Genomic DNA, 21,655 nt, shown 5'->3' on the forward strand with positions numbered 1-21,655 from the left:
TTGAGAAGCGTGCGATCGCGAGCCTGGGTCTTCTGATCCGGCTGTCGCTGCCATAGGCCCGTAGCTCAGGTGGTTAGAGCGTACGCCTGATAAGCGTAAGGTCGGCAGTTCGAGTCTGCCCGGGCCTACCAGCCTGAGGCTGGACTTACCGACAGGTCGCCGACAGCTCTCCTGGGCTTCGCACTGTTCCTGATGGAACGGGGCCGTAGCTCAGTTGGTAGAGCGCCTGCTTTGCAAGCAGGATGTCGTCGGTTCGACTCCGTCCGGCTCCACCAGGAACTCGTTAGATCGTACAGAGATTGCCCCGGCTGCTTATGCGGCCGACGGCATTGATATTGTGAAGGAAGAATAGGTACCGGCCCCTCATAGGCTTTCAGGACCTGTTCGAGAGAAGACATTGTCTGACAAAAATCAGGCAGGGACCCGCCGGCATTTCTTTCCAGTCGGCTGGATCATCCCTGCATGAGTTTTGCTGAGAAACGATCAAGCGTTGAAGGGCTTCTGACGGATGCCTTGGCGTAGAGAGGCGATGAAGGACGTGGCAAGCTGCGATAAGAACCGGGGAGGCGCTAGCACCCTTTGATCCGGTTATTTCCGAATGGGGAAACCCACCTTTACAGTCTTCCAACTTTGCTCACTTCGGTGAGTACGGATTGGCGGATTGTTCAAAGGTATAATGACCTGAATACATAGGGTTCATTAAGCAAACCCGGGGAACTGAAACATCTCAGTACCCGGAGGAAAGGACATCAACCGAGACTCCCGTAGTAGTGGCGAGCGAACCGGGACCAGGCCAGTGCTCTTGTGAAATAAAGCCGAACGATCTGGAAAGGTCGGCCATAGCGGGTGAAAGCCCCGTAGGCGTCAAACAGCAAGAGACTCGAGTAGGGCGGGACACGTGAAATCCTGTCTGAACATGGGGGGACCACCCTCCAAGCCTAAGTACTCCTCTACGACCGATAGTGAACAAGTACCGTGAGGGAAAGGTGAAAAGCACCCCGACAAGGGGAGTGAAACAGATCCTGAAATCGGAAGCCTACAAGCAGTCGGAGCCTCCAAGCGAGGTGACGGCGTACCTTTTGTATAATGGGTCAGCGACTTCATGTGTCGAGCAAGCTTAAGCCGTTAGGTGTAGGCGCAGCGAAAGCGAGTCTGAATAGGGCGCTAAGTTCGACGTATGACGACCCGAAACTAGGTGATCTATCCATGAGCAGGTTGAAGGTAAGGTAACACTTACTGGAGGACCGAACCGGTGAATGTTGAAAAATTCTCGGATGACTTGTGGATAGGGGTGAAAGGCCAATCAAACCTAGACATAGCTGGTTCTCCGCGAAATCTATTTAGGTAGAGCGTCCGACGAATTCCTTAGGGGGTAGAGCACTGGATGGTTGCGGGCTGCGCGAGCGGTACCAATACTAACCAAACTCCGAATACCTAAGAGAACTATCGGGCAGACACACGGCGGGTGCTAACGTCCGTCGTGAAAAGGGAAACAACCCTAACCATCATCTAAGGCCCCCAAGTACTGGCTAAGTGGGAAACGATGTGGGATTGCTTTGACAATCAGGAGGTTGGCTTAGAAGCAGCCATCCTTTAAAGAAAGCGTAACAGCTCACTGATCAAGCGATCCTGCGCGGAAAATGTAACGGGGCTCAAGCCAGTCGCCGAAGATATGGGTGCACTTATGTGCGCGGTAGCGGAGCGTTCCGTAAGCCGGTGAAGGTCAGGCGTGAGCCTGGCTGGAGGTATCGGAAGTGAGAATGCTGACATGAGTAACGATAGGAGTGTGAGAGACACTCCCGCCGAAAGACCAAGGGTTCCTGCGTAAAGCTAATCTGCGCAGGGTTAGTCGGCCCCTAAGGCGAGGCTGAAAAGCGTAGTCGATGGGAAGCAGGTAAATATTCCTGCACCAGCCAGAAGTGACGGATGGCGCAACTTGTCAGGGCTTATTGGATTGTCCTGGCAGGGAAGTTGTCCCTGGAAATAACTCTGGCAGAGACCGTACCCGAAACCGACACAGGTGGTCAGGTAGAGCATACCAAGGCGTTTGAGAGAACTATGCTGAAGGAACTCGGCAAATTGCACGCGTAACTTCGGAATAAGCGTGACTCTGCTAAGGGCAACCTCTGCAGAGTGGCACAAGCCAGGGGGTAGCGACTGTTTAGCAAAAACACAGGGCTCTGCGAAGCAGCAATGCGACGTATAGGGTCTGACGCCTGCCCGGTGCCTGAAGGTTAAAGGGAGATGTGAAAGCGTCGAACTGAAGCCCAGGTAAACGGCGGCCGTAACTATAACGGTCCTAAGGTAGCGAAATTCCTTGTCGGGTAAGTTCCGACCTGCACGAATGGCGTAACGACTTCCCCACTGTCTCCAGCATAGGCTCAGTGAAATTGAATTCCCCGTGAAGATGCGGGGTTCCCGCGGTCAGACGGAAAGACCCTATGAACCTTTACTATAGCTTCGCCTTGGCGTTAGCGACCGTATGTGTAGGATAGGTGGGAGGCTATGAAGCCGGGGCGCCAGCACCGGTGGAGCCATCCTTGAAATACCACCCTTACTGTCGTTGACGTCTAACCGAGGGCCGTTATCCGGTCCCGGGACATGGCGTGGTGGGTAGTTTGACTGGGGCGGTCGCCTCCTAAAGTGTAACGGAGGCGCGCGATGGTGGGCTCAGACCGGTCGGAAATCGGTCGTCGAGTGCAATGGCATAAGCCCGCCTGACTGCGAGACTGACAAGTCGAGCAGAGACGAAAGTCGGCCATAGTGATCCGGTGGTCCCGAGTGGAAGGGCCATCGCTCAACGGATAAAAGGTACTCTAGGGATAACAGGCTGATTTTGCCCAAGAGTCCATATCGACGGCAAAGTTTGGCACCTCGATGTCGGCTCATCACATCCTGGGGCTGGAGCAGGTCCCAAGGGTTCGGCTGTTCGCCGATTAAAGTGGTACGTGAGCTGGGTTCAGAACGTCGTGAGACAGTTTGGTCCCTATCTGCCGTGGGTGTTCGAAGCTTGAGAGGATCTGTCCCTAGTACGAGAGGACCGGGATGGACATACCTCTGGTGTACCTGTCATGGCGCCAGCTGTGCAGCAGGGTAGCTAAGTATGGAATAGATAACCGCTGAAAGCATCTAAGCGGGAAACTAACCTCAAAACAAGGCTTCGCTGAGGATCGTGGAAGACTACCACGTTGATAGGCCAGGTGTGGAAGCGCGGTGACGTGTGAAGCTTACTGGTACTAATAATCCGATCGGCTTGATCGTTTCTCAGCAAAACTCATTCGATTTTCGAATACGACAATGTCTTCTCATTACAGTACGATATCCGCTTGGTTGACCTGGTGGCTATGTCGGAGGTTCCCCACCCGATCCCATCCCGAACTCGGTCGTTAAGCCCTCCAGAGCCAATGGTACTCCGTCTCAAGGCGTGGGAGAGTAGGTCGCCGCCGGGTCTACCAAGCGGATATCCTCTGTAATCTTCTCGAACATCTTCCTTCACTCGACCGTTCGCCGCGGGATGGAGCAGCCCGGTAGCTCGTCAGGCTCATAACCTGAAGGTCGCAGGTTCAAATCCTGCTCCCGCACCCACTAATACCGCACTTCTAGAAGCCCTGTTGTTCTGCAACAGGGCTTTTATTTTGCCCGTTACTCCAAGGTCGTAGTTCCCGCGGCCGGGTAGAGGCGTGAGCACTACGCAGTCGATCAGGGCAAGATGTCGGACCCTTGCGATCGTCCGAGGCGCGGATGTCGGCCGTGGGCTGGTGTCGGTCGTTCGGAACCTCCGCTTCCGGGCCGGCAGGATCAAAGCCCACATTTCACACTCCGTCAGTCTCGCTCCGTTAGAACGAGCAGATGACAGCCGTCAGAATCCCGCTGACCAATGGACTGACGACGCGGGTGCTGGACACCGGCGGCGACCGGCGGACGCTGGTGCTGGTTCACGGCCTGGCCAATTCGATCGAGATCTGGAGCCGGGTCCTGCCAAGGCTGGCGCGGCGATTCCGCGTTGTGGCCTTCGACCTGCCCGGCTTTGGAGAGGCGGACCGGCCGGTCGCCGCCTATGATTCCGCTTTCTTCGTCGAGCATTTGAAGGCCCTGCTGGACACCATGGCGATCCGACGCGCGCATCTGGTCGGCAGTTCTCTCGGCGCCGGCGTCATTGTCCGGTTCTCGGAGCGGAACCTCGACCGGATCGACAGGGCGGTTCTGGCGGCGCCGGGCGGGTTCGGCAGGGAGACCCACCCCCTGATGCGGTTTCCGGCCCTGCCGGTCGTCGGCGACTGGCTGGGGCGGCCGACGCCCGCCAACAATCGGCTGACCCTCGGGCTGGCCATCCACGACCAGCGCCATGTGACGCCGGAACTGGTCGAATGGACCAATCGATACGCCCGGATCCCGGGCAGCGAACGCTCGTTCGTGCGTACGCTTCAGACCGGCGTCGGCCTGTCCGGGGTGCGGGAGCGCGACAGTTTTGAAGCGCTGGCGCGCCGGTTTGAGCGGCCGGCCCTGGTCGTCTGGGGTCGGCAGGACCGCGTCTTCCCCGTGCGCCACAGCGACCGCGCCGTCACTCTATTGCCCATGTGCGAGCGAATCCTGTTGGATCACTGCGGTCACTATCCGCATTGGGAGCAGCCCGATGCCTTCGCGGCCGCCGTCGAACGCTTTCTGCTTGAGGAGGCCGGGACATGAAGACGCGCGTCGCCCTGTGGCTGTCTCTCCTGCTGCTGACCGCATCCGCGCCGCTCGCCCACGCCCCGGGCGACGGGGCGGAGGCCTTCGCCCGACACGACTTCGGCGCGGTCAACTTCAGGGCGCTGAACACGGTCGCCTTGCCGTGGAAGCTGGTGGCGGCGGCCCTGATTCTGGACGATCCGGAGGGCGGCGGGGTCGATCATGCGCATCTGCGGGCCCGGCTCCAGACCTTCGGCTTCCTCTGGCCGGAACGGATCGAGGGGGCGGATCGCCCGATCATGCCCGCCCGGGATCATCCGCTGGGGATCAGCGTCGGCGAGGTCACGCCGGGCCTGCCGCCGGTCAAGGTGACGGTGGCCAACCTCGCGTGCGCCTCCTGCCATGCCGGACCCGTCTATGCGCCGGACGGAACGCCGCAGCCGGCGACGGCCTGGCTGGGCTCGCCCAACACCAGCCTGGATCTGGAGGCCTATACCCGGGCGGTGACCATGGCCTGAAGCGGCAGACGCAGGATACCCCCAAGCTCCTTCAGGCGGTGCAGACCCTGTTCCCGGACACCGGCGTCTGGGAGAGGGCCAGCCTGCGCTGGGCGGTCCTGCCGCTGGCCCGGCGCCGGCTGGCCGCCATTCCCGACGGGGCCGGACCCTTGCCGTTCGTCAACGGCTCGCCCGGGGTGACCAACGGCGTCGCCGCCCTGAAGCTGCAGGGCCACGTGGTTCTCGGCGACGCGGAGGCGGGCTATACCTCCATCCCCGATCTGGCCGACCGCGGCTTCCGTTCGGCCCTGCTTTATGACGGCGCCTATGCGCCAGAGGGCCAGCCGCGCTGGCGGCCCATCGGGCGCGAGGATCTGACCCCGGAGCACCGCGACCGACTGGCGGCCATCATCAGCTTCTTCACCGTGCCCAGCATGGGTCAGTCGCCGCGCGCCGCCCATCGCCAGATCCCGGTGGCGGAGCGCGCCTTCGCCTGGCTGGAGACGCGCCGTCCGCAGGCCTTCCCCGGAGCGATCGACCCGGAGAAGGCGGCGCGAGGGGCGGCCGTCTATGCGAGCCGCTGTTCCTCCTGCCACGGGACCTATGACGGTCCGGCGCTGAATCCGCGTCTTGAGCGCTTCCCGAACTGGCATGGCCGCGTGGGGTCCGATCCGGCCCGCGCCGCGGCCTTCACCACCGATCTGACGCGCTATGCCTCGACGGGCGGCTATGATGCGGTCATGGACGCCCGGCCGACGGGGGAATACGCCGCGCCCCTTCTGTCCGGTCTCTGGGCGACCACCCCCTATATGCACAACGGCTCGGTGCCGACCCTGGCTCAGTTCCTGCTGCTGGAGCCTCGCGCCGAACGCTTCCTCGTCGGCGGGCATCGGCTGGACTTCAGGACGGTCGGCATCGCCGGGGAGGACCGGGACGGTCTGCGCGTCTATCCAGTCGGCTACAAGCCGTGGTCGACGCCGGCCCTGTTCGACACCCGGCTGCCCGGCCGCTCCAATCGGGGGCATGAGGCCCAGGTCGAGGGCCTGACGGTCGCCGAGCGGTGGGACCTGATCGAATATCTGAAAGGGCTCTAGCTCAGACGATCAGGGTGTCGAGCGGCAGCCGGGGCTTCGGCGTCAGGTCGCGGGCAGGGGCGACGCCCAGCCGGAAGGCGGTGATCAGACGACGGTCGTCGCCGATGCCGAAGTCCGCCTGGACCCGCGCCCGCGCCTCGACGTCGTCGGCCAGCACGGCCATGGGCGAGGCCGACAGCCCGACCTGTGTGAAGCCCAGCCAGACACGATGAAACCGGCGGCCGGTCTCGAACGGCGCTTCGCCGGCTGGGCGGTGGAACAGAGCGATGGCGGAGGCGCTGCGCACCACGGCCGCCTCGGCGACCAGGGCGCCGGCCAGGCCGATCCGGTCGAGGCCTTCGAAGACCCCCGGGCGCAGCACCAGTCCGGCCCCGGCGGCCTCGATCGCGGACATCTGCATCGCCTCGGCGTTCAGCCCGTCGAGCGACCATGACGGATGCCGTCGCGACAGCCGCATCCAGGACACCAGCTCGGCGCGATAGGGGGCGTTGCGGAACCAGCGCAGACTGGCCGCGTCATAGAGGTCGGCCAGTCGCGCGACCTCATCCGGCGTCTGGACGACAGTCACATCATCGGAGCGCTCAAGCCGCGCCAGGGCCGCCGTCGCCGCCGCGCCCTGCTCGAACTTGCCCCGCCAGGTTCGGCGCTGTGCAAGGAAAGCCGCCAGCGGATCGGCGAAGCCGCCCGGCCCGACGTCGAGCCGCGTCACGACGCCGCCGCCCGGCCGCACCTCCACCGCCAATCCCCGGAGCCCGGAGACCAGACAGAAGCCCTCCACCGCCGAACCGTGGCTGACGTTCAGGTCGCGGCCTTCCGGATCGCCGATCGCCAGTCGGCGGCTGTCATCCTGCAGCACCTCGACCTGGCCGTCGGGCGTCAGGCGCCAGCGCGTCGGCTGGGTGTTGTGCACGCTGGGCGAAAGAGCCGCCTCGGCCACCAGCTTCCGGAACATATCCCTGTCGAGCCCCATCACAGCCCTTTCCGGAACAGGTTCAGCCGCTGCAGCCGCCGGGCGTTCAGCTTCTCCATCTGACGCAGCGAGGCGGTGTTCTCATCCGCGATCCAGGTCACGCCGCACTGTCTGTAGCCGCCCGCGAACAGGGCCTTGACCACCCGGTGCAGCATGGCGCCGTTCAGTCCCTGGCCGTGCAGGTCACGCTTCACCGAATAGAAGATGATCACCGCCCGCCGCCGGCGCAGCCGCTCGCGGATGAAGTGGAACAGGGTCAGGGGCCCCATCCGCCCGCGCGTCGCCTTCTGGAAGGGATTGAGGTCGGGAATGCAGATCACCACCCCCGCCGGCTCGCCCCTGTAGTGGGCCACGCAGGCGATCCTGGGATCGACGATCCACATCATCTCCCCGGCCTGGAAGTCGAACTCCGCCGGGGTCAGGGGAACGAACATCGGGTTGTCGCTGAACCCGTCGTTGAGGCATTGCCGCGCCTCCTCGAACCGGGCCTTGAACGCGCTTCGGGTGATCGGCATCCAGGTCCAGTCGGGGGCCGCCAAAACGGCGCGTTGCCGCTCGCCGAGCAGGGCGTCGGCCGTGTCCGGCCCGACATCGAACTCGAAGGTCGACATCGGAAACATGGGCGCATAACCGCAGGCGTCCAGCAGCCGGGGCAGGTGCGGCGCGCCCCAGACCATGTCGGTATAGGTCTGGTTGTCGAACCCCTCGGTCAGCACGCCGGCCTGCTGCATGGCCGTCAGGTTGAAGGCGCCGACCAGTTCGTCGCAGCCCTGATCGCGGGCGAAGGCCTCCGCGGCCTCGAACAGCAGTCGTGCGGTCGCGACGTCGTCCTCGCAGTCGAAATAGCCGAACTGGCAGCGTCGCAGGCTGTGCCGCGCATTGGAGGACGGATGGGTGTGGGCCGTCAGCCGCCCGACCGGCCGGCCGTCGCGCCAGGCGGTAAAGAAGGTCAGCCGGCCGCCGTCATCGCGCATCAGCGGGTTGCGGGCCGGATCCAGATAGCGCTTCAGGTCGGCGCGCATCGGTGTCACATAGGGGCTGTCCGCCGCATAGATCTCGAACGGGACCCGGAAGAAGCCATCGAGATCGCCTTCGCGCAGGTCCAGGCCGATCGTCGTCACGCGTTTTTCTCCGCCGTCAGCCGGGCCATTCGGAAGGCCAGGGCCAGATCGATCTCCGCCTCGGTGTTGCGCAACAGGTCGGGCAGGCGGACCAGTCCGATCCGGAGCGGCGACCGGCTCAGCAGGCCGACGTGGGTCGCATCCGCGCTGGCCAGCAGGTCGAGCAGCGGCTCGCGCGCGCCGTCGTCGACGACGCCTTCGCCGGCCCCGAGCGCGGCGACGCTCCACAGGGGCCGGCGCTCCAGGGTCTCGAGCAGCTGTTCAGGATGATAATCGGCCAGGCCGGGACCGGTGACGATCGAGAGGTCTTTCAGCATGGGCTCTTCGGACAGGTCGCCGAGGAAGGCGTCCAGCGAGCGGGCGTCCGCCGAGGCGAGGCTGCGCCGCAGATGGGTGCGACGCGCCGCGGCGCCGAAGGGCTGGATGCGCACGATCAGGGTCATGGTGATCAGGACCGCGCCGACGAGGGCGAACAGACGGGCCCGGTCGTCGAAGGCCGCCACGTCCAGCTGCTCGATCAGGCCGCAGGTCAGGGCCAGGGTGGCGGCGACGATCACCACGGCGTCGATCCAGACGTCGCGGCCGTCGCTGATCCCGTTGGACAGGGCCAGAAGGACGATGACCAGGGCGGCGATCGGGCTGAAGCCGATCGGAGAGGCCACGAGCTCGGTGAAATCCGTGGCGATCAGGGGAATGACCACGGCGAGGCCGATGGCGAGGCGGCGGACGGCGCCGTTCTCGGCCCGCGACAGCGACCGCCGGTCGCGCGTCCACAGCAGGATCAGGACAGAGATCAGCGACAGCAGGATGATCCCGGCCAGGGTGATGCGCGATCCAAAAGCGACATGGCCGGTGGTGAACAGGGCGAAGCCCAGCCCGACGGCGGAGGCGGCGAAGATCGCGATCTTCATCGACCGGGGGGCATGTCGGCGCAGCAGTCCCTCGGCCAGCAGCAGGGCCGCGAGGGGGGCGAGGGAGATGACCGCGAAGGTGGCGACCTCGAAGACCGGCCAGCCGGTCCTGACCGCCAGGCTGCGCACCCCGTAGAACAGGGCCATGACCCCGAACAGGAAGACCAGTCGCGGCGTCAGGGGACCTCCGGCCCGGCGCACCAGCAGGGCCACGACATAGGCCGCGAGGCCCGCCGCCGCGAAGCCGTCCAGCAGGGCCTGGGTCTCCAGCCGGATCATGCGGCGCCCTTCAGCAACCGGGCCATGAAGGCGCGAACGACCAGCCCCTTCACCGCCGCGACGGGGGGCCACAGCGGCCGTTCGGTCCGACCCGCGAACGGGTTGAGAAACCAGCCCCGGCAGTCCGTCTTCGAGCGCCGCCCCATCAGCAGCCACAGGGCCTCATAGGCCATCAGACAGCCGGTCGAGATCACCATGGGCGCCAGGGACATGCGCCGGGCGGCGCCGGCCGCCAGAGCCGCCGCGGCCTCCAGATCGACGTGCTCGGCCGATGACGAATGGGTCATCACGTATTCGAGCTCCTTCATGAAGCTCGCCCTCAGATCCTCGGGGGTGATCGCGTCCAGCGCCTTGCCGTGCGTGGGGTAGCCCAGCCGCACCTCGGGGCGCGGATCGGTCGGCCGCACCACGATGACCGAGGGCAGGGGAGAAGCGTAGGCGTCGATCACCGTCGCACCCGCCGCCTGCGCCGCCCGGTAGAGGGCCACCCCCGCCGCGATGTCGTCCGTGCCGTTGACGATGACCGGATAGCGGCTTGCGAGGTCCGGGATCCGATCGACCCACTCCGCGCCCAGCCGTTCGATCTCGACTTCCGGATTGATCCGGCGCGCCGCCGCGCAGGCGGCCTCGGCCTTGTCGCGGCCCAAGGTGTCGGTGAAGGCGAAGACCTGGCGGTTCAGGTTCGAGGTCTCGAAGACGTCGATGTCGCAGACCGCGAACCGCCCCACCCCCGCGCGGACCAGCGCGAGGAAACAGGCGCCGCCCATGCCGCCGACCCCCGCGACGAACACGGCGCCGGCCTTCAGGGCGGCCTGTTCCGCCGCCGAGACGAAACCGAGGTTGCGGGTGGTGAACTCGGCGTAATCGAAGGCCGTCACGTCTTCCATGCGCGCAAGCTTCCCCAGGGCTGTTTGTGATCGAGCCAGTGCACCAGCGGCAGAAGGGCCGTCTGGATCGTCAGAAGGGCGAAGCCGCCGATCAGACCGGGCACGGTGTCCGGCGGCGCGACCTTGCCGAGGTAGCGGCCAGCGGCCCGCATATCGATCTGGCCGATCTGCAGCAGGTCGTCGCCCCGGTCATAGTCCAGTTCGGTCGCGCAGAGTTCGTTGTAGACGGCGTCCCGATGTTTGGCCGCGGCCTCATATGTCTTCTTCAACTCGTCGGAGCCGCCGGTATAGGCGTCGGTGATCACGAACCGGTCGGCGTCGAATCCCGCCTCGTCGCCGACGCCGAAGGCATGGCGCCACCGGCCCATGATCTGCCGGGCCAGCCGTTCGTGCTGGAACGACCGCCGCGCGGCGGGGCGGCCGGGCCAGACGTCGGAGAAGGTCTCCGCCACCATGCCGACCACGGCGGGCACCTGGGTGACGCTGGACACCCAGACGGCGCGGCACTGCCGGCGCACGAACAGCAGGACGCAGGTCAGGCCGTAGAGGGTCGCCGACAGGCCGCTGCCGCGCACGTCCGGACGCACCATGACTAGTCCCAGATGCAGGACCTCCACCGCCCGCCCGCCCAAATCGGCGTTCAGAATGGCCAAGGCGTTGAAGGCGACGGGACGGCGGCTCCGCTTTTCATAGACCACCGTCAGGACCGTGCGGGACAGGGTCTCCGGATCGCCGGAAAAGACGCCATAGTTCAGGTCGCGGTCGCCCAGTACGCTGTGCGCGACCGAGCGGACATCGGCGATCAGGCCTTCAAGATCGGCGGGCGCAAGCCCCAGGCCGGGCCGTTCGACGATTCGCGAATACAGGCCCGGTCCGGCCCCCACAGTCGTATCCAGAAGCCGCAATGCCCCGGCCTTGCTCATTATGGCGACCTCGTTTCAAGCCACCACCCTCGCATGCGCGACCTTCGGTTTCATGAACGAACGTCAGGTTAGCCTGTAGATCGCCGACCTCTTCGCCGGAGGGCCGCGAGAGGTCGTTCAGACCTGTCCGGCCTGACGCTGCTCAGCCCGCAGCGCCAGCAGATCCTCGGAAAAGCCCGGGACGCCGTCCTCGAGATCAACGCCCGTCGAGTTGGCGAGGTTGGCCTGCATGACGAAGATCGCGTGTGTCATCAGGATATCCAGCTTCGCGTCGGGGCCCAGAGGTTCGTCGAACCCGGTCCAGGAGGCGTCGGAATAGCGGTGATCGAAGTGCAGTTCGTCGATCGCGACGACGATCTGCTGGTCCAGCCCCTTGAGCACCGTGTTCGTCGGGCCGGCCGCGACGGCGTAGAGTTCTTCATCCGTGATCCCCAGGGCGAGGGAGGCCGTGCGGTGCTGGGACCACAGATATTCGGCGTCGCAGAGCCAGGAGGCCCGCATGCAGGCGATCTGGTAGAGGCGCGGCGGCAAGGAGTTGTTGTCGGCGGTGCGGGCGCCGAGCGAGCGGATCGCCTGGCCGTAGATCGGGAAGTTGACCAGCATCTTCATCAGCCTGGTCGCGTTCGGCCCACCCCGGCGAGGACCCATGATGCGCCGCAGTTCGATCTGCTCAGGCGTCAGATTGTCCATGTCGGGGTAGGGCAGGCGGCGGGGATAGGTCATCGACGGGTCCTTCAGCGAGCGTGTCGTCCTCGCCTAAGGCCGCGTGCCGGGAGGCTGAAATGCCGAATGCGCATCATAAGATACGGGAGATGAGCCGACCCAAAGGTCTGATGCATGGTTCCAGTCGGATTTTCGATTGGCGCCGCGACCGGGGGGCTTCTAGTCCGGACTGAAAGCCCCTCGCCACCGGCCGACCGCCGGGCCAAGGCGGGCGGTCAGGAGGAAATGCAGATGGCGACCGAGGCCGAGTTTTCGTCGGTGAAGATCTATGTTCCCCAGGGCTCTCTGGGCGTGGGCATCTTCCCTGAAGAGGTGGAGTACGCCCTGGCCTGGGGGGCTCACGCCATGGCCCTGGACGCCGGTTCGACCGACGCCGGGGCCGCCTATCTGGCCAAGGGCGTTTCCAAGAACGACCGGGGATCGGTCAAGCGGGACCTGGGCTTTCTCATGGACGCCCAGCAGAAGGCGGGCATCCCGCTGCTGATCGGCACCGCAGCCCAGGCCGGTGGTGACATGAACGTCGACTGGACCCGCGACATCGCCCTGGAGATCGCCCGCGAGAAGGGATGGTCGCCCAAGATCGCCGTCCTCTATTCGGAACAGACAGCCGAGACGATGAAGGCCAAGCTGACCGACGGGAAGATCACCAATCTGCCGCCGCTCGGCGATCTGGACGCCGCGACCCTGGACAATTGCCTGCACATCGTCGCTCTGATGGGCCCCGAGCCCTATCACAAGGCGCTGGAAGCCGGCGCTGACATCATCATCGGCGGGCGGACGTCGGACCCGGCGGTGATCGCCGCCTTCGCCCTTTGGAAGGGCGCTCCGGCCGGGCCGTCGTGGCATGCGGGCAAGATCGCCGAATGCGGCGCCCAGTCGACGACCGCCAACACCGGCCAGCGCGGCGTCCTGATCGAAATCCACAAGGACGGCTTCGACGTCCAACCGGCGGACCCGAAGACCAAGGCCTTGGTCACCGGCATTTCGGCCCACCTGCTGTATGAGAACAAGAGCCCCTGGCGGCTGACGGAGCCGGGCGGCGAACTGGATGTCACCAAGTCCGAATACATCCAGCTGACCGACAATACGGTGCGGGTCACGGGCTCTGTCTGGGATCCCAAGCCCTATACGATGAAGCTCGAAGGGGCGACGGGCGACCTCTACCAGTCGCTGCTCATCGTCGGCATCGCCGACCCCAAGGTGCTGGCCGAACCCGAGGTCTTCCACGACCATATGCTGATGCGGCTGAAGGAGCGGGTGAAGACGTCGCTCGGCCTGGCGGAGGACGAGTTCGACATCTCCTTGCGGATGTATGGCTACAACGCCCTCAGCGGCATGACGCCGCCGCCGGGATCGCGGCCACTGGAGATCGGGCTGATGGGCGTCTTCACCGCCGGGACGCAGGAGCTGGCCCACGCCATCGCCAACGCCTGCAATCCCTATTTCTTCCACATGCCGATCCGGCTGGGCGAGGAGCTGCCGAGCTATGGCTGGCCGTTCACCCCGGCCGAGGTGGACCGGGGTCCGGTCTACCAGTTCGTCCTGAACCATGTGGTCCACATCGACGATCCGCTCGAACTCGTCCGGATGGAAATCCTGGATGTCGCGAAAGCCCCGACCGAGGAGAAGGCCGTTGCCTAAGGTCAAGGAAGTCTGCCGGCACGTTCGGTCCAAGGTCGCGGGACCTTTCTGGGTCACCATCGACCTGATGTTCGACAGTCAGGAAAACTACGACCGGTACAGCCAGAGCCCGACCCTGAGCGCGGCCTCGATCGGGGAGATCTACGACGTCGATCCGGCGACGGTGCAGCACTATCCGGTTCCGGCCCTGCAGGTGCTCAAGATCTCCTATCCGCGAAGGGGTTCCCAGGGCGGGGTCGAGGAGCGCGATCTGCACTCGGGCCAGCAATACACCTATCTGATCGACAAGGAGCTCTAGCCCGTTCCGGGCGGCCCTTTCAGGACGATATCGACCTCGGCCGGTCCGCATCGCGGGCCGGCCGATCTGCGTGCCTGACCGACGTCCGCGGGCTCAGGTTTCAGTTGCAAACGGCGGCGGTTCGGGACAGACGAGCGGTATGGATACTGACTGGCTTGAGGACTTTCTGGCCCTTGTCGATTGCGGCGGTTTCTCGCGCGCGGCGGAGCAGCGGAACGTCAGTCAGCCCAGTTTCAGCCGCCGGATACGCTCGCTCGAGGACTGGGTCGGGGCCACTCTGGTCGACCGCAGCACCCATACGATGCGGCTCACTCCGGCCGGCGAACGGTTCAGGGTCTTCGCCGAAGAGGCGCTGCGTCGGCTGCAATTCGGACGCGAGGAAGCCCGGTCGGTCGCCAAGACCGCGTCGGAGACCCTGCGTTTCGCCGCCACTCACGTCCTGTCCCTGACCTTCTTTCCCGCCTGGCTGCGCGAGCTTGAGGCCGGGGAGCCCGCCAGCGTCACGGTCACCCTGACGGCGGACAATATGGTCGCCTGCGAACGGCTGATGGTCGAGGGGCGGGTGCAGTTCCTGCTGTGCCATCACCACGAGGCGGCGAGCACCCGTCTGGGCGCCGACTTCCGCTCGGTGAAGCTGGGCGACGACGTGCTGCTGCCGGTCATGTCTCCGCGGCTGGCCCGGACGACCGACCTGGCCAATGCACCCCAGCTCTGCTTCACAGCGGATTCCGGGATGGGACGCATCCTGACCGCGGCTTGGGCGGCGGGCGGGCGGCCCGCGCCGGTCCAGCCGATCTTCGCCTCGCATCTGGCCAGTGTGCTGACCGCCATGGCCAAGGACGACCGGGGCATCGCCTGGACGGCCCTGAGCCTGGTCGAGGACGATCTGGCCTCGGGCAAGCTGGTGCGGGCCGGCACGGCCGAAGACGATGTGCCGATCGAAATCCGCCTGTGGCGGCCCAAGGCCCGGCAGGCGCCGGCTGCGGAGCAGCTGTGGTCACGGGTCCTGAAATCGATGGCGACCTGAGGCGAGACGCGGTCCTGCCCACGATACAGGGCGTGCATCCAACCATGTGAAGCCTGCATTGGCCCCGCCGCTCGACCTGCGCCAATCACGGGCGCGGCCGTGTGCGACGGCGCCCAGACCAGGAGATTTCGATGCCCCATCCGATGCGGGTTGCCCCGGCAGACCACGCGGCCCTTTCGCCGCGCCAAGCCCACATCAGCCTGAAGATGGGCCCATTCGGCACCGCCGAAGCCCCGAACCTGATGCGGACCATGCTGAACTATCCGGAGTTCGCGCGGGCGATCGGGCGGATGTCGACCCGGGTGACGCTGACCGGCGATCTGACGCCGCGCCTCTATCAGCTGGCTTGTCTGAGGACCGTCTGGCTGTGCGACTGCGAGTACCTGTGGGCGACGCATCGCGACGAGGCGCTCGTTCTCGGAGTCACGGAAGACGAAATTCAACGGATCGCGCTCGGCGGAGCGGGGCTGGAGGGGCTGGATCGGCTGGCGGTCGAGGCGATCGATCAGATGCACACGACCCACTACCTGTCCGACGAGGCCTGGACTGGCTTCGACCATCTCGGCCCCAACGCCGCGATGGACCTGATGACCACCTATTCCTTCTATGTGACCCTGAGCGCCTTCGCGAACACGACCGGGGTCCAGCTGGACGAGGGCCTGACCGGCTATTCCGGAGAGCTGCAGGCCGTCCAGGCCTCGGGCGAGATCGGCGGCTGGTCGGGCGTCGCTCCCAGCCCCTATCCCAAGCGGGTCATGGAGGCGGACTATACGGCCCTGTCACCGGCCCAGATCGAGCAGACGCGCCGGATGGGCCGTCGGGGCCTGCCGACAACCTCGAAGCTGCAAAAGGCGATGATCAACTATCCGGAGTTCCTGAAGGCGATCTCGCCCTTCGGCATCCGGTCGATCGACAAGACCTCCCTGCCGCCGCGGTACTGGCAGTTGGCCTGTATGCGGACGGTCTGGCTGTGCGACAGCGAGTATCTGTGGTCCCAGCATCGCAAGGCGATCCTGCAGCTGGGCGTCACGGACGAGGACCTTCACGGGGTCGCGGAGGGGCCGGACAGCACCCGTCTGCAGGGCTTTGATCGTGTCGTGGTGAAGGCCGTCGACGAGCTCTATTTCTCGGATCGCCTGTCGGACGAGACCTGGGGCCAGTTCGACCAGTTCGGACCCGAAGGCATGACCGACCTGATCCTGGTCTATGGGCTCTACATCCTGCAGTCCTGCGTCGCCCGGAATTTCGGCACGACCCTGGAGGCCAATACCCTCGGCTTCCTGCCCGAGCTGGAGCCGCTGCGGGTCAATCAGCAGCGCTGAACCGCCAGGCTGCCGTTGAAAGCCGCACGACCCCGGTCGTGCGGCTTTTGCGTTTCAGGCCTCAGCCCATGCGGACGGCGCCGGCGGCGCGCAGGGCCGCGATGTCGGGGAAGCCGTCCACGGCCATCAGGAGGTCGGCCTCGGCCAGCAGTGAGCGCAGGACGTGGACCGCGCCCTCGGTCCCGCCGAGCGCCAGACCGTAGGAATAGGGACGACCGACCCCGACGGCCGTCGCGCCGAGAGCCAGGGCCTTGGCGACGTCGCTGCCGGACCGGATGCCGGAATCGAACAGCACCGGCATGTCGCCGGCGGCCGCCACGACATCGGGCAGAAGGTCGATCGCGGCCATGCCGCCGTTGGCCTGACGCCCGCCGTGGTTCGAACAATAGATCCCGTCCGCGCCCGCATCGGCGGCGCGGCGGACGTCGTCCGGATGGCAGATGCCCTTGAGGATGATGGGCAGTTTGGTCAGCGACCTCAGCCAGGGCATGTCGTCCCAGGTCAGGACCTTTCCGAAGGTCCCGGCCCAGGTCATGACGGCACCCGCGACGTCCTCCTCCGGCGGCTTGGCGGTCATCTGACGGAAGCGCGGATCGGACCAGTAGTTCGACAGCACGTGTCCGCGCAGTTGCGGAAAGTTGGACTCGTTCAGGTCGCGCGGCCGCCAGCCGGTGACCCAGGTGTCCAGGGTGACGACGATGGCCTTGTAGCCGGCGGCCTCGGCGCGCCCGACCAGGCTGGCGGCGAGTTCGGGATCCTTGGGCGTGTAGAGCTGGAACAGGCCCGGGGTGTCGCCCATGGCGGCGGCGACGTCCTCCAGCGGGTCGTTGGTCAGGGTCGAGACCACGAGCGGCACACCGGTCTGGGCTGCGGCGCGGGCGGCGGCCAGGTCGCCGTGGCCGTCCTGGGTGCACAGGCCGGTCACTCCGATCGGGGCCATGAACAACGGGCTGGGAAGCTTCATCCCGAACAGATCGACCGACAGGTCGCGCGCGGAGCAATCGACCATCATGCGAGGGACCAGGCCCCAATGGCCGAAGGCCTCGGCATTTCGGCGCTGGGTCAGCTCGTCGCCGCAGCCGCCCTGGACGTACTTCAGCAGGGACGGCGCCATGGCCGCCTCGGCGCGCCGCTCCAGCCCCGCGAAATCGACCGGATACTTCGGCAAGACCCCGTGCAGGCCGCCGAAATAGATCTCGAGCTGAAAGTCTCCGTAGTGGGCCATCGTTTCCTCCGTGGGGATCCGCGGCTCTGCGTCCGCCGGTGTCGTTCGACGGTTCTTCTCCATGCCGCTCCACAAGCCAAGACCCGCCGGTCAGGGGGCATGATTTCATTCGATCATGCTATTGGCCGCGCCCTCCCAAAGCTGCGAGGCCGCCGTCGTGATGGTCGGCGATACGGCCAGGACGGGAGGACGGTTCATGCGGTTCATCAGCTACAGCAGCGCGGCGGGCGAAGGCGTGGGGCTCTGGACGGACGGCGGCTATCGCGGCCTGTCCACCGCTGATCTCGGCGGCGAGCTGAAGGCTTTCCTCGGCGACACCAAGGCCCTTGCCGGACTGGCCCTGCGGCTGGCGCAGGCCCCTTTGGTGGATCTGGAGACGGTCGATCTGCTTCCGCCCGTGCCCCGGCCGAACAAGACCATCTGCATCGGCCTGAATTATCTCGACCACAGCGCCGAGAGCGGCTTCGAGGCCCCGACCTATCCGACGGTCTTCGCCCGGTTCGCCAACAGCCTGATCGGGCACGGCGCGCCTCTGGTGCGGCCGGACGCCTCGGACATGTTCGACTATGAGGCCGAACTGGTCGCCGTCATCGGCAAGGGCGGGCGGCATATCTCGAAGGCTGAGGCCCTGGATCACGTCGTGGGCTATACCCTGTGCAACGACGCCTCGGTGCGGGACTATCAGATCAAGTCGCCGCAATGGACCATGGGCAAGGTCTGGGACGGCACCGGCGCCGTGGGTCCCGCCCTGGTCACCGCCGACGAACTGCCCGAGGGCTGCAAGGGCATGACCCTGACCATGAAGGTCAACGGCGAGCTGCTGCAGAGCGCCTCGATCGACGACATGATCTTCGACATCGCCACCCTGGTCTCCGTCCTGTCGGAAGCCATGACCCTGGAGCCGGGCGATATCATCATCTCCGGCACCCCTGGCGGGGTAGGGGCCTCTCGCAAGCCCTATCTCTGGCTCAAGCCCGGCGATGAGGCGGTGGTCGAGATCGAGGGTCTGGGGACCCTGGTCAACCGGGTCGTGCAGGAAATCCGCGCCTGAAAACGGCCTCGCCGAGGGGAGCGCCTCCCAACGTTTGACGCATGGTTTCAAGCGTTCATCGGGCCGACGGCCCTCGATATGAACGCCCTCAAGACAAGAAGATCATCGAGGAAGCGTACTATGTCGGACAGCAAGAAACCCGGACTCCGTTCGCAGGACTGGTTCGGCGGCCGGGGCCCCAAGGGCTTCGTCCACCGCGCCTGGGTGCGCAGCCGGGGCGTCCCGGGCGATCATTTTGACGGCCGTCCCGTCATCGGCATCTGCAACACCTGGTCCGAGCTGACGCCCTGCAACTCCCACTTCCGGGATCTGGCCCAGTATGTCCGCGAGGGCGTCCTGGAGGCCGGCGGCGTGCCGATGGAGTTCCCGGTCACCTCGCCCGGCGAGACCCTGACCCGACCGACCGCCATGCTGCTGCGCAACCTGACCAGTATGGATGTCGAGGAGACCCTGCGCGCCAATCCCATCGACGGCGTTGTCCTGCTGATGGGCTGCGACAAGACCACCCCGGCGCTTCTGATGGGGGCCGCCAGCGTCGACCTGCCGACCATCGGCCTGAACTCCGGCCCGATGCTGAACGGCTCATGGCGCGGCAAGCCGTTCGGCATCAAGGACGCATGGAAACTGGGCGACGACGTGCGCGAGGGCCGCGCGACCATCGGCGACGTCGAGGACGCCGAAAGCTGCCTGAACCGGTCGCACGGCGTCTGCAACGTCATGGGCACGGCCTCGACCATGGCTTCTATCGTCGAGGCGATGGGCCTGTCGCTGCCTGACAACGCCACAATTCCGGCGGTGGATGCGCGTCGCAAGGTCATGGCCCGAATGGTCGGCCGCCGCATCGTCGACATGGTCCGCGAGGATCTGACGATGACAAAGATCGTTACCCGCGAGGCGATCGAGAACGCCGTGCGCGTCAATGCCGCCGTTGGCGGGTCGACCAACGCCGTCATCCATCTGACCGCCGTGGCTCGTCGCCTTGAAGTGCCGCTGGACATCGACGACTGGGACGTCCAGAGCCGCAACATCCCGAACCTGCTGAACATCCAGCCGTCCGGCGACTATCTGATGCAGGACTTCCACGAGGCCGGCGGCCTGCCGGTGATCATCCGCGACCTGTGCGAGTCCGGCCTGCTGCACGGTGACGCCCTGACCTGCACCGGCAAGACCCTGGCCGAGAACAACGCCGAGGCGCGCTGCTTCAATCCCGAGGTCATCTTCAGCGTGGCCCAACCTTTCAAGCCTAACACCGGCATCGCCGTGCTGAAGGGCAACCTCGCGGCCTCGGGCGCAGTCATCAAGCCGTCGGCCGCCTCGCCGCACCTGCTGACCCACACCGGCCCCGCCTTGGTGTTCGAGAACCAGGAGGATTTCGAGGCCCGCGTCGACGATCCGTCGCTGAAGGTCACGGCCGCCTCTGTCCTCGTGCTCAAGAACAGCGGGCCGAAGGGCTTTCCCGGCATGCCCGAGGTCGGGATCATGCGCGTGCCGGCCAAGCTGCTGCGAGAGGGCGTCAGCGATATCGTGCGCGTGTCCGACGCGCGCATGAGCGGCACCTCCTTCGGTACGGTGGTGCTTCACGTCTCGCCGGAATCGGCCGTGGGCGGGGTGCTGGCGGTGGTGCAGGACGGCGATCTGGTCGAGCTGGACGTCGCCGCGCGCCGCCTTGAACTCAAGGTTCCGGCCGAGGAGATCGAGCAGCGTCTGGCCGAATGGGCCAGACCCGCACCGCACAGCCCCCGGGGCTGGGTCAAACTCTACACCGACACCGTCAACCAGGCGCACGACGGGGCGGATCTGGACTTCCTGGTCGGCAAGTCCGGCAGCGAACCCCCGGCGAACCAGCACTGACGACCCGAGCCGAAGCCGGACCCGATGGAGATGACGTGAATGACCCGTAGCCTCGGTCTGTCCTGGGCGGCCCTCGTCGGCCTGACCCTTTTCCTGACCGGAGCGATGCGGCTCCTGCATCTGCCCGCCGCCCTGATGCTGGGGCCGATGATCTCGGCCATAGCTGTCGCGATCCTGAAGCCGGGCGCGCGGCTGCCGAAGGGCGCGACCGTCCTCGCCCAGGCCGTGCTGGGCTGTCTCATCGCCCACGCCCTGTCGCCCCCTCTGCTCGCGGATCTGGCCCCGCGCTGGCCGCTGATGCTGGGCATGAACCTTCTGATGATTCTCGCGATCGCCGGGCTCGGCCTGCTGACGGCGCGGTTCGGGTGGCTGCCGGGCACCGCCGGAATCTGGGGCATGTCCCCGGGCGGCGCCGGGGCGATGGTGCTGCTGTCCGAGGCCTATGGCGCCGACAAGCGGATCGTGGCGGTGATGCAGTATGTCCGGCTGCTCTGTGCCGCCCTGGCGGTGGTGGCGATCGGGTCCCTGCTGGGCCAGCCCCACTTCGGTCCCCCGGCCATTGCCTTGCCGGGAGGTCCATCCACGCCTTGGCTCGCCCCGATCGACTGGGCGGGACTGGGTATGACCGTCGCCCTGTCGGCCGCCGCCGTCGGGGCCTCGCTGCGCTGGGGCAAGCCCGCTCTGGTGCTGCTGATCCCGGTCTTCGGGGGCATCGCGGTGCAGGTGGCCCACTGGCCGGCGCCGGCCGTTCCGCCCATTCTCTCGGCCATCGCCTTCGCCCTGATCGGCTGGCATGTGGGGCTCAGCTTCACCCGCGCCTCCCTGATGCACACAGCGCGCCTCGCGCCGCGCATCCTGGCCTGCAGCGTCGCCATCCTGGCCCTGTGCGCGGTGCTGGGCCTAGTTCTGGCCTGGGTGGGAGATGTCAGCTTCCTGACCGCCTATATGGCGTTGAACCCCGGCGGCACGGATGTGGTGCTGGCCATGGCGGCCAATATCGCCGTGGACCTGCCGCTGATCCTGGCGATGCAGCTGACGCGGCTGGTCCTGGTCATCGGCGTCGCCCCGGGGCTGGGCCGCCTCGCTTCCGGCCACCACCAGAAGACGGTCGACCGGCCGCAGGATCCCGCCGCGAAACTGGCCGACGACGTCGACGCCGTCCTCTGA

The 21,655-nt window shown here is 65.9% G+C and carries 17 protein-coding genes, 3 tRNA genes and 2 rRNA genes; 15 read left to right on the forward strand and 7 right to left on the reverse strand.

What is annotated here, in order from left to right; all coding sequences use genetic code 11:
• The first annotated feature begins 54 nt into the window (after nt 1-54).
• From IFJ75_RS03090 to IFJ75_RS03125, 8 genes are all read left to right on the forward strand, one after another.
• A tRNA-Ile gene (locus IFJ75_RS03090) sits at nt 55-131 on the forward strand.
• Between the two features lie 68 nt (nt 132-199).
• A tRNA-Ala gene (locus tag IFJ75_RS03095) sits at nt 200-275 on the forward strand.
• A gap of 206 nt (nt 276-481) precedes the next feature.
• Nucleotides 482-3,261: ribosomal RNA gene (locus IFJ75_RS03100) — 23S ribosomal RNA — on the forward strand.
• Between the two features lie 73 nt (nt 3,262-3,334).
• Nucleotides 3,335-3,449, forward strand: a 5S ribosomal RNA gene (rrf, locus tag IFJ75_RS03105).
• A gap of 59 nt (nt 3,450-3,508) precedes the next feature.
• Nucleotides 3,509-3,585, forward strand: a tRNA-Met gene (locus IFJ75_RS03110).
• 264 nt (nt 3,586-3,849) lie between these two features.
• Nucleotides 3,850-4,686, forward strand: coding sequence for an alpha/beta fold hydrolase (locus IFJ75_RS03115; RefSeq protein WP_207871165.1), 837 nt, complete (start codon nt 3,850-3,852; stop codon nt 4,684-4,686).
• Nucleotides 4,683-5,186 (forward strand): hypothetical protein, encoded by a 504-nt coding sequence (locus IFJ75_RS03120; RefSeq protein WP_207871167.1) that lies wholly within the window; start codon nt 4,683-4,685, stop codon nt 5,184-5,186. Before IFJ75_RS03115 ends, IFJ75_RS03120 begins: the two co-directional genes overlap by 4 nt.
• A 38-nt stretch (nt 5,187-5,224) precedes the next feature.
• Nucleotides 5,225-6,259 carry a c-type cytochrome gene (locus tag IFJ75_RS03125; RefSeq protein ID WP_207871169.1) on the forward strand — a complete coding sequence of 345 codons (1,035 nt, stop codon included), beginning with the start codon at nt 5,225-5,227 and terminating at the stop codon, nt 6,257-6,259.
• Between the two features lies 1 nt (nt 6,260).
• Here IFJ75_RS03125 and IFJ75_RS03130 read toward each other — a convergent pair whose 3' ends face one another.
• The 6 genes from IFJ75_RS03130 to IFJ75_RS03155 form a co-directional block, all read right to left on the reverse strand.
• Nucleotides 6,261-7,211 (reverse strand): nitroreductase family protein, encoded by a 951-nt coding sequence (locus IFJ75_RS03130; protein ID WP_207871171.1) that lies wholly within the window; start codon nt 7,209-7,211, stop codon nt 6,261-6,263.
• 17 nt (nt 7,212-7,228) lie between these two features.
• Nucleotides 7,229-8,350: a GNAT family N-acetyltransferase gene (locus IFJ75_RS03135; RefSeq protein ID WP_225896963.1), complete on the reverse strand. Its 1,122-nt coding sequence runs from the start codon at nt 8,348-8,350 to the stop codon at nt 7,229-7,231.
• Nucleotides 8,347-9,540 (reverse strand): hypothetical protein, encoded by a 1,194-nt coding sequence (locus IFJ75_RS03140; RefSeq protein WP_207871173.1) that lies wholly within the window; start codon nt 9,538-9,540, stop codon nt 8,347-8,349. Before IFJ75_RS03140 ends, IFJ75_RS03135 begins: the two co-directional genes overlap by 4 nt.
• Nucleotides 9,537-10,427 carry a ThiF family adenylyltransferase gene (locus tag IFJ75_RS03145; protein WP_207871175.1) on the reverse strand — a complete coding sequence of 297 codons (891 nt, stop codon included), beginning with the start codon at nt 10,425-10,427 and terminating at the stop codon, nt 9,537-9,539. Before IFJ75_RS03145 ends, IFJ75_RS03140 begins: the two co-directional genes overlap by 4 nt.
• Entirely contained in the window at nt 10,415-11,350 is a 936-nt protein-coding gene (locus tag IFJ75_RS03150; protein WP_207871177.1) for a hypothetical protein, read from the reverse strand. The genes IFJ75_RS03145 and IFJ75_RS03150 overlap by 13 nt, the downstream gene beginning before the upstream one ends.
• Nucleotides 11,351-11,467: 117 nt before the next feature.
• A complete protein-coding gene (locus tag IFJ75_RS03155) occupies nt 11,468-12,073 on the reverse strand; it encodes a carboxymuconolactone decarboxylase family protein (RefSeq protein WP_207871179.1) in 606 nt (201 codons plus the stop codon).
• 231 nt (nt 12,074-12,304) lie between these two features.
• Between IFJ75_RS03155 and IFJ75_RS03160 the strand changes: the two genes are divergently transcribed.
• From IFJ75_RS03160 to IFJ75_RS03175, 4 genes are all read left to right on the forward strand, one after another.
• Nucleotides 12,305-13,714: an acyclic terpene utilization AtuA family protein gene (locus tag IFJ75_RS03160; RefSeq protein ID WP_207871181.1), complete on the forward strand. Its 1,410-nt coding sequence runs from the start codon at nt 12,305-12,307 to the stop codon at nt 13,712-13,714.
• Nucleotides 13,707-14,012, forward strand: coding sequence for a DUF4387 domain-containing protein (locus IFJ75_RS03165; RefSeq protein ID WP_207871183.1), 306 nt, complete (start codon nt 13,707-13,709; stop codon nt 14,010-14,012). Before IFJ75_RS03160 ends, IFJ75_RS03165 begins: the two co-directional genes overlap by 8 nt.
• 139 nt (nt 14,013-14,151) lie before the next feature.
• Complete coding sequence (locus IFJ75_RS03170) at nt 14,152-15,039, forward strand: LysR family transcriptional regulator (protein ID WP_207871185.1); 888 nt, start codon at nt 14,152-14,154, stop codon at nt 15,037-15,039.
• A gap of 131 nt (nt 15,040-15,170) precedes the next feature.
• Nucleotides 15,171-16,361, forward strand: a complete 1,191-nt coding sequence (locus IFJ75_RS03175) for a carboxymuconolactone decarboxylase family protein (RefSeq protein WP_207871188.1) — start codon at nt 15,171-15,173, stop codon at nt 16,359-16,361.
• Between the two features lie 61 nt (nt 16,362-16,422).
• Here IFJ75_RS03175 and IFJ75_RS03180 read toward each other — a convergent pair whose 3' ends face one another.
• Nucleotides 16,423-17,586: an alpha-hydroxy-acid oxidizing protein gene (locus IFJ75_RS03180; RefSeq protein WP_207871190.1), complete on the reverse strand. Its 1,164-nt coding sequence runs from the start codon at nt 17,584-17,586 to the stop codon at nt 16,423-16,425.
• A gap of 196 nt (nt 17,587-17,782) precedes the next feature.
• On the opposite strand from IFJ75_RS03180, the gene IFJ75_RS03185 reads away from it, so the two are divergent.
• The 3 genes from IFJ75_RS03185 (at nt 17,783) to IFJ75_RS03195 (ending at nt 21,655) form a co-directional block, all read left to right on the forward strand.
• Complete coding sequence (locus IFJ75_RS03185) at nt 17,783-18,637, forward strand: fumarylacetoacetate hydrolase family protein (RefSeq protein WP_207871192.1); 855 nt, start codon at nt 17,783-17,785, stop codon at nt 18,635-18,637.
• 120 nt (nt 18,638-18,757) lie between these two features.
• On the forward strand, nt 18,758-20,488 hold the full coding sequence (locus IFJ75_RS03190; protein WP_207871194.1) for an IlvD/Edd family dehydratase: 1,731 nt from the start codon (nt 18,758-18,760) through the stop codon (nt 20,486-20,488).
• A gap of 39 nt (nt 20,489-20,527) precedes the next feature.
• Nucleotides 20,528-21,655: an AbrB family transcriptional regulator gene (locus tag IFJ75_RS03195; RefSeq protein ID WP_207871196.1), complete on the forward strand. Its 1,128-nt coding sequence runs from the start codon at nt 20,528-20,530 to the stop codon at nt 21,653-21,655.

Origin of the sequence: Brevundimonas goettingensis (assembly GCF_017487405.1) — a bacterium.
Lineage (GTDB): Bacteria > Pseudomonadota > Alphaproteobacteria > Caulobacterales > Caulobacteraceae > Brevundimonas > Brevundimonas goettingensis.

Coding starts and splice junctions, on each gene's coding strand:
- IFJ75_RS03115 (WP_207871165.1), top strand. CDS start 3,850: ATGACAGCCGTCAGAATCCCGCTGACCAATGGACTGACGACGCGGGTG.
- IFJ75_RS03120 (WP_207871167.1), top strand. CDS start 4,683: ATGAAGACGCGCGTCGCCCTGTGGCTGTCTCTCCTGCTGCTGACCGCA.
- IFJ75_RS03130 (WP_207871171.1), bottom strand. CDS start 7,211: ATGTTCCGGAAGCTGGTGGCCGAGGCGGCTCTTTCGCCCAGCGTGCAC.
- IFJ75_RS03140 (WP_207871173.1), bottom strand. CDS start 9,540: ATGATCCGGCTGGAGACCCAGGCCCTGCTGGACGGCTTCGCGGCGGCG.
- IFJ75_RS03145 (WP_207871175.1), bottom strand. CDS start 10,427: ATGGAAGACGTGACGGCCTTCGATTACGCCGAGTTCACCACCCGCAAC.
- IFJ75_RS03150 (WP_207871177.1), bottom strand. CDS start 11,350: ATGAGCAAGGCCGGGGCATTGCGGCTTCTGGATACGACTGTGGGGGCC.
- IFJ75_RS03155 (WP_207871179.1), bottom strand. CDS start 12,073: ATGACCTATCCCCGCCGCCTGCCCTACCCCGACATGGACAATCTGACG.
- IFJ75_RS03160 (WP_207871181.1), top strand. CDS start 12,305: ATGGCGACCGAGGCCGAGTTTTCGTCGGTGAAGATCTATGTTCCCCAG.
- IFJ75_RS03170 (WP_207871185.1), top strand. CDS start 14,152: ATGGATACTGACTGGCTTGAGGACTTTCTGGCCCTTGTCGATTGCGGC.
- IFJ75_RS03175 (WP_207871188.1), top strand. CDS start 15,171: ATGCCCCATCCGATGCGGGTTGCCCCGGCAGACCACGCGGCCCTTTCG.
- IFJ75_RS03180 (WP_207871190.1), bottom strand. CDS start 17,586: ATGGCCCACTACGGAGACTTTCAGCTCGAGATCTATTTCGGCGGCCTG.
- IFJ75_RS03185 (WP_207871192.1), top strand. CDS start 17,783: ATGCGGTTCATCAGCTACAGCAGCGCGGCGGGCGAAGGCGTGGGGCTC.
- IFJ75_RS03190 (WP_207871194.1), top strand. CDS start 18,758: ATGTCGGACAGCAAGAAACCCGGACTCCGTTCGCAGGACTGGTTCGGC.
- IFJ75_RS03195 (WP_207871196.1), top strand. CDS start 20,528: ATGACCCGTAGCCTCGGTCTGTCCTGGGCGGCCCTCGTCGGCCTGACC.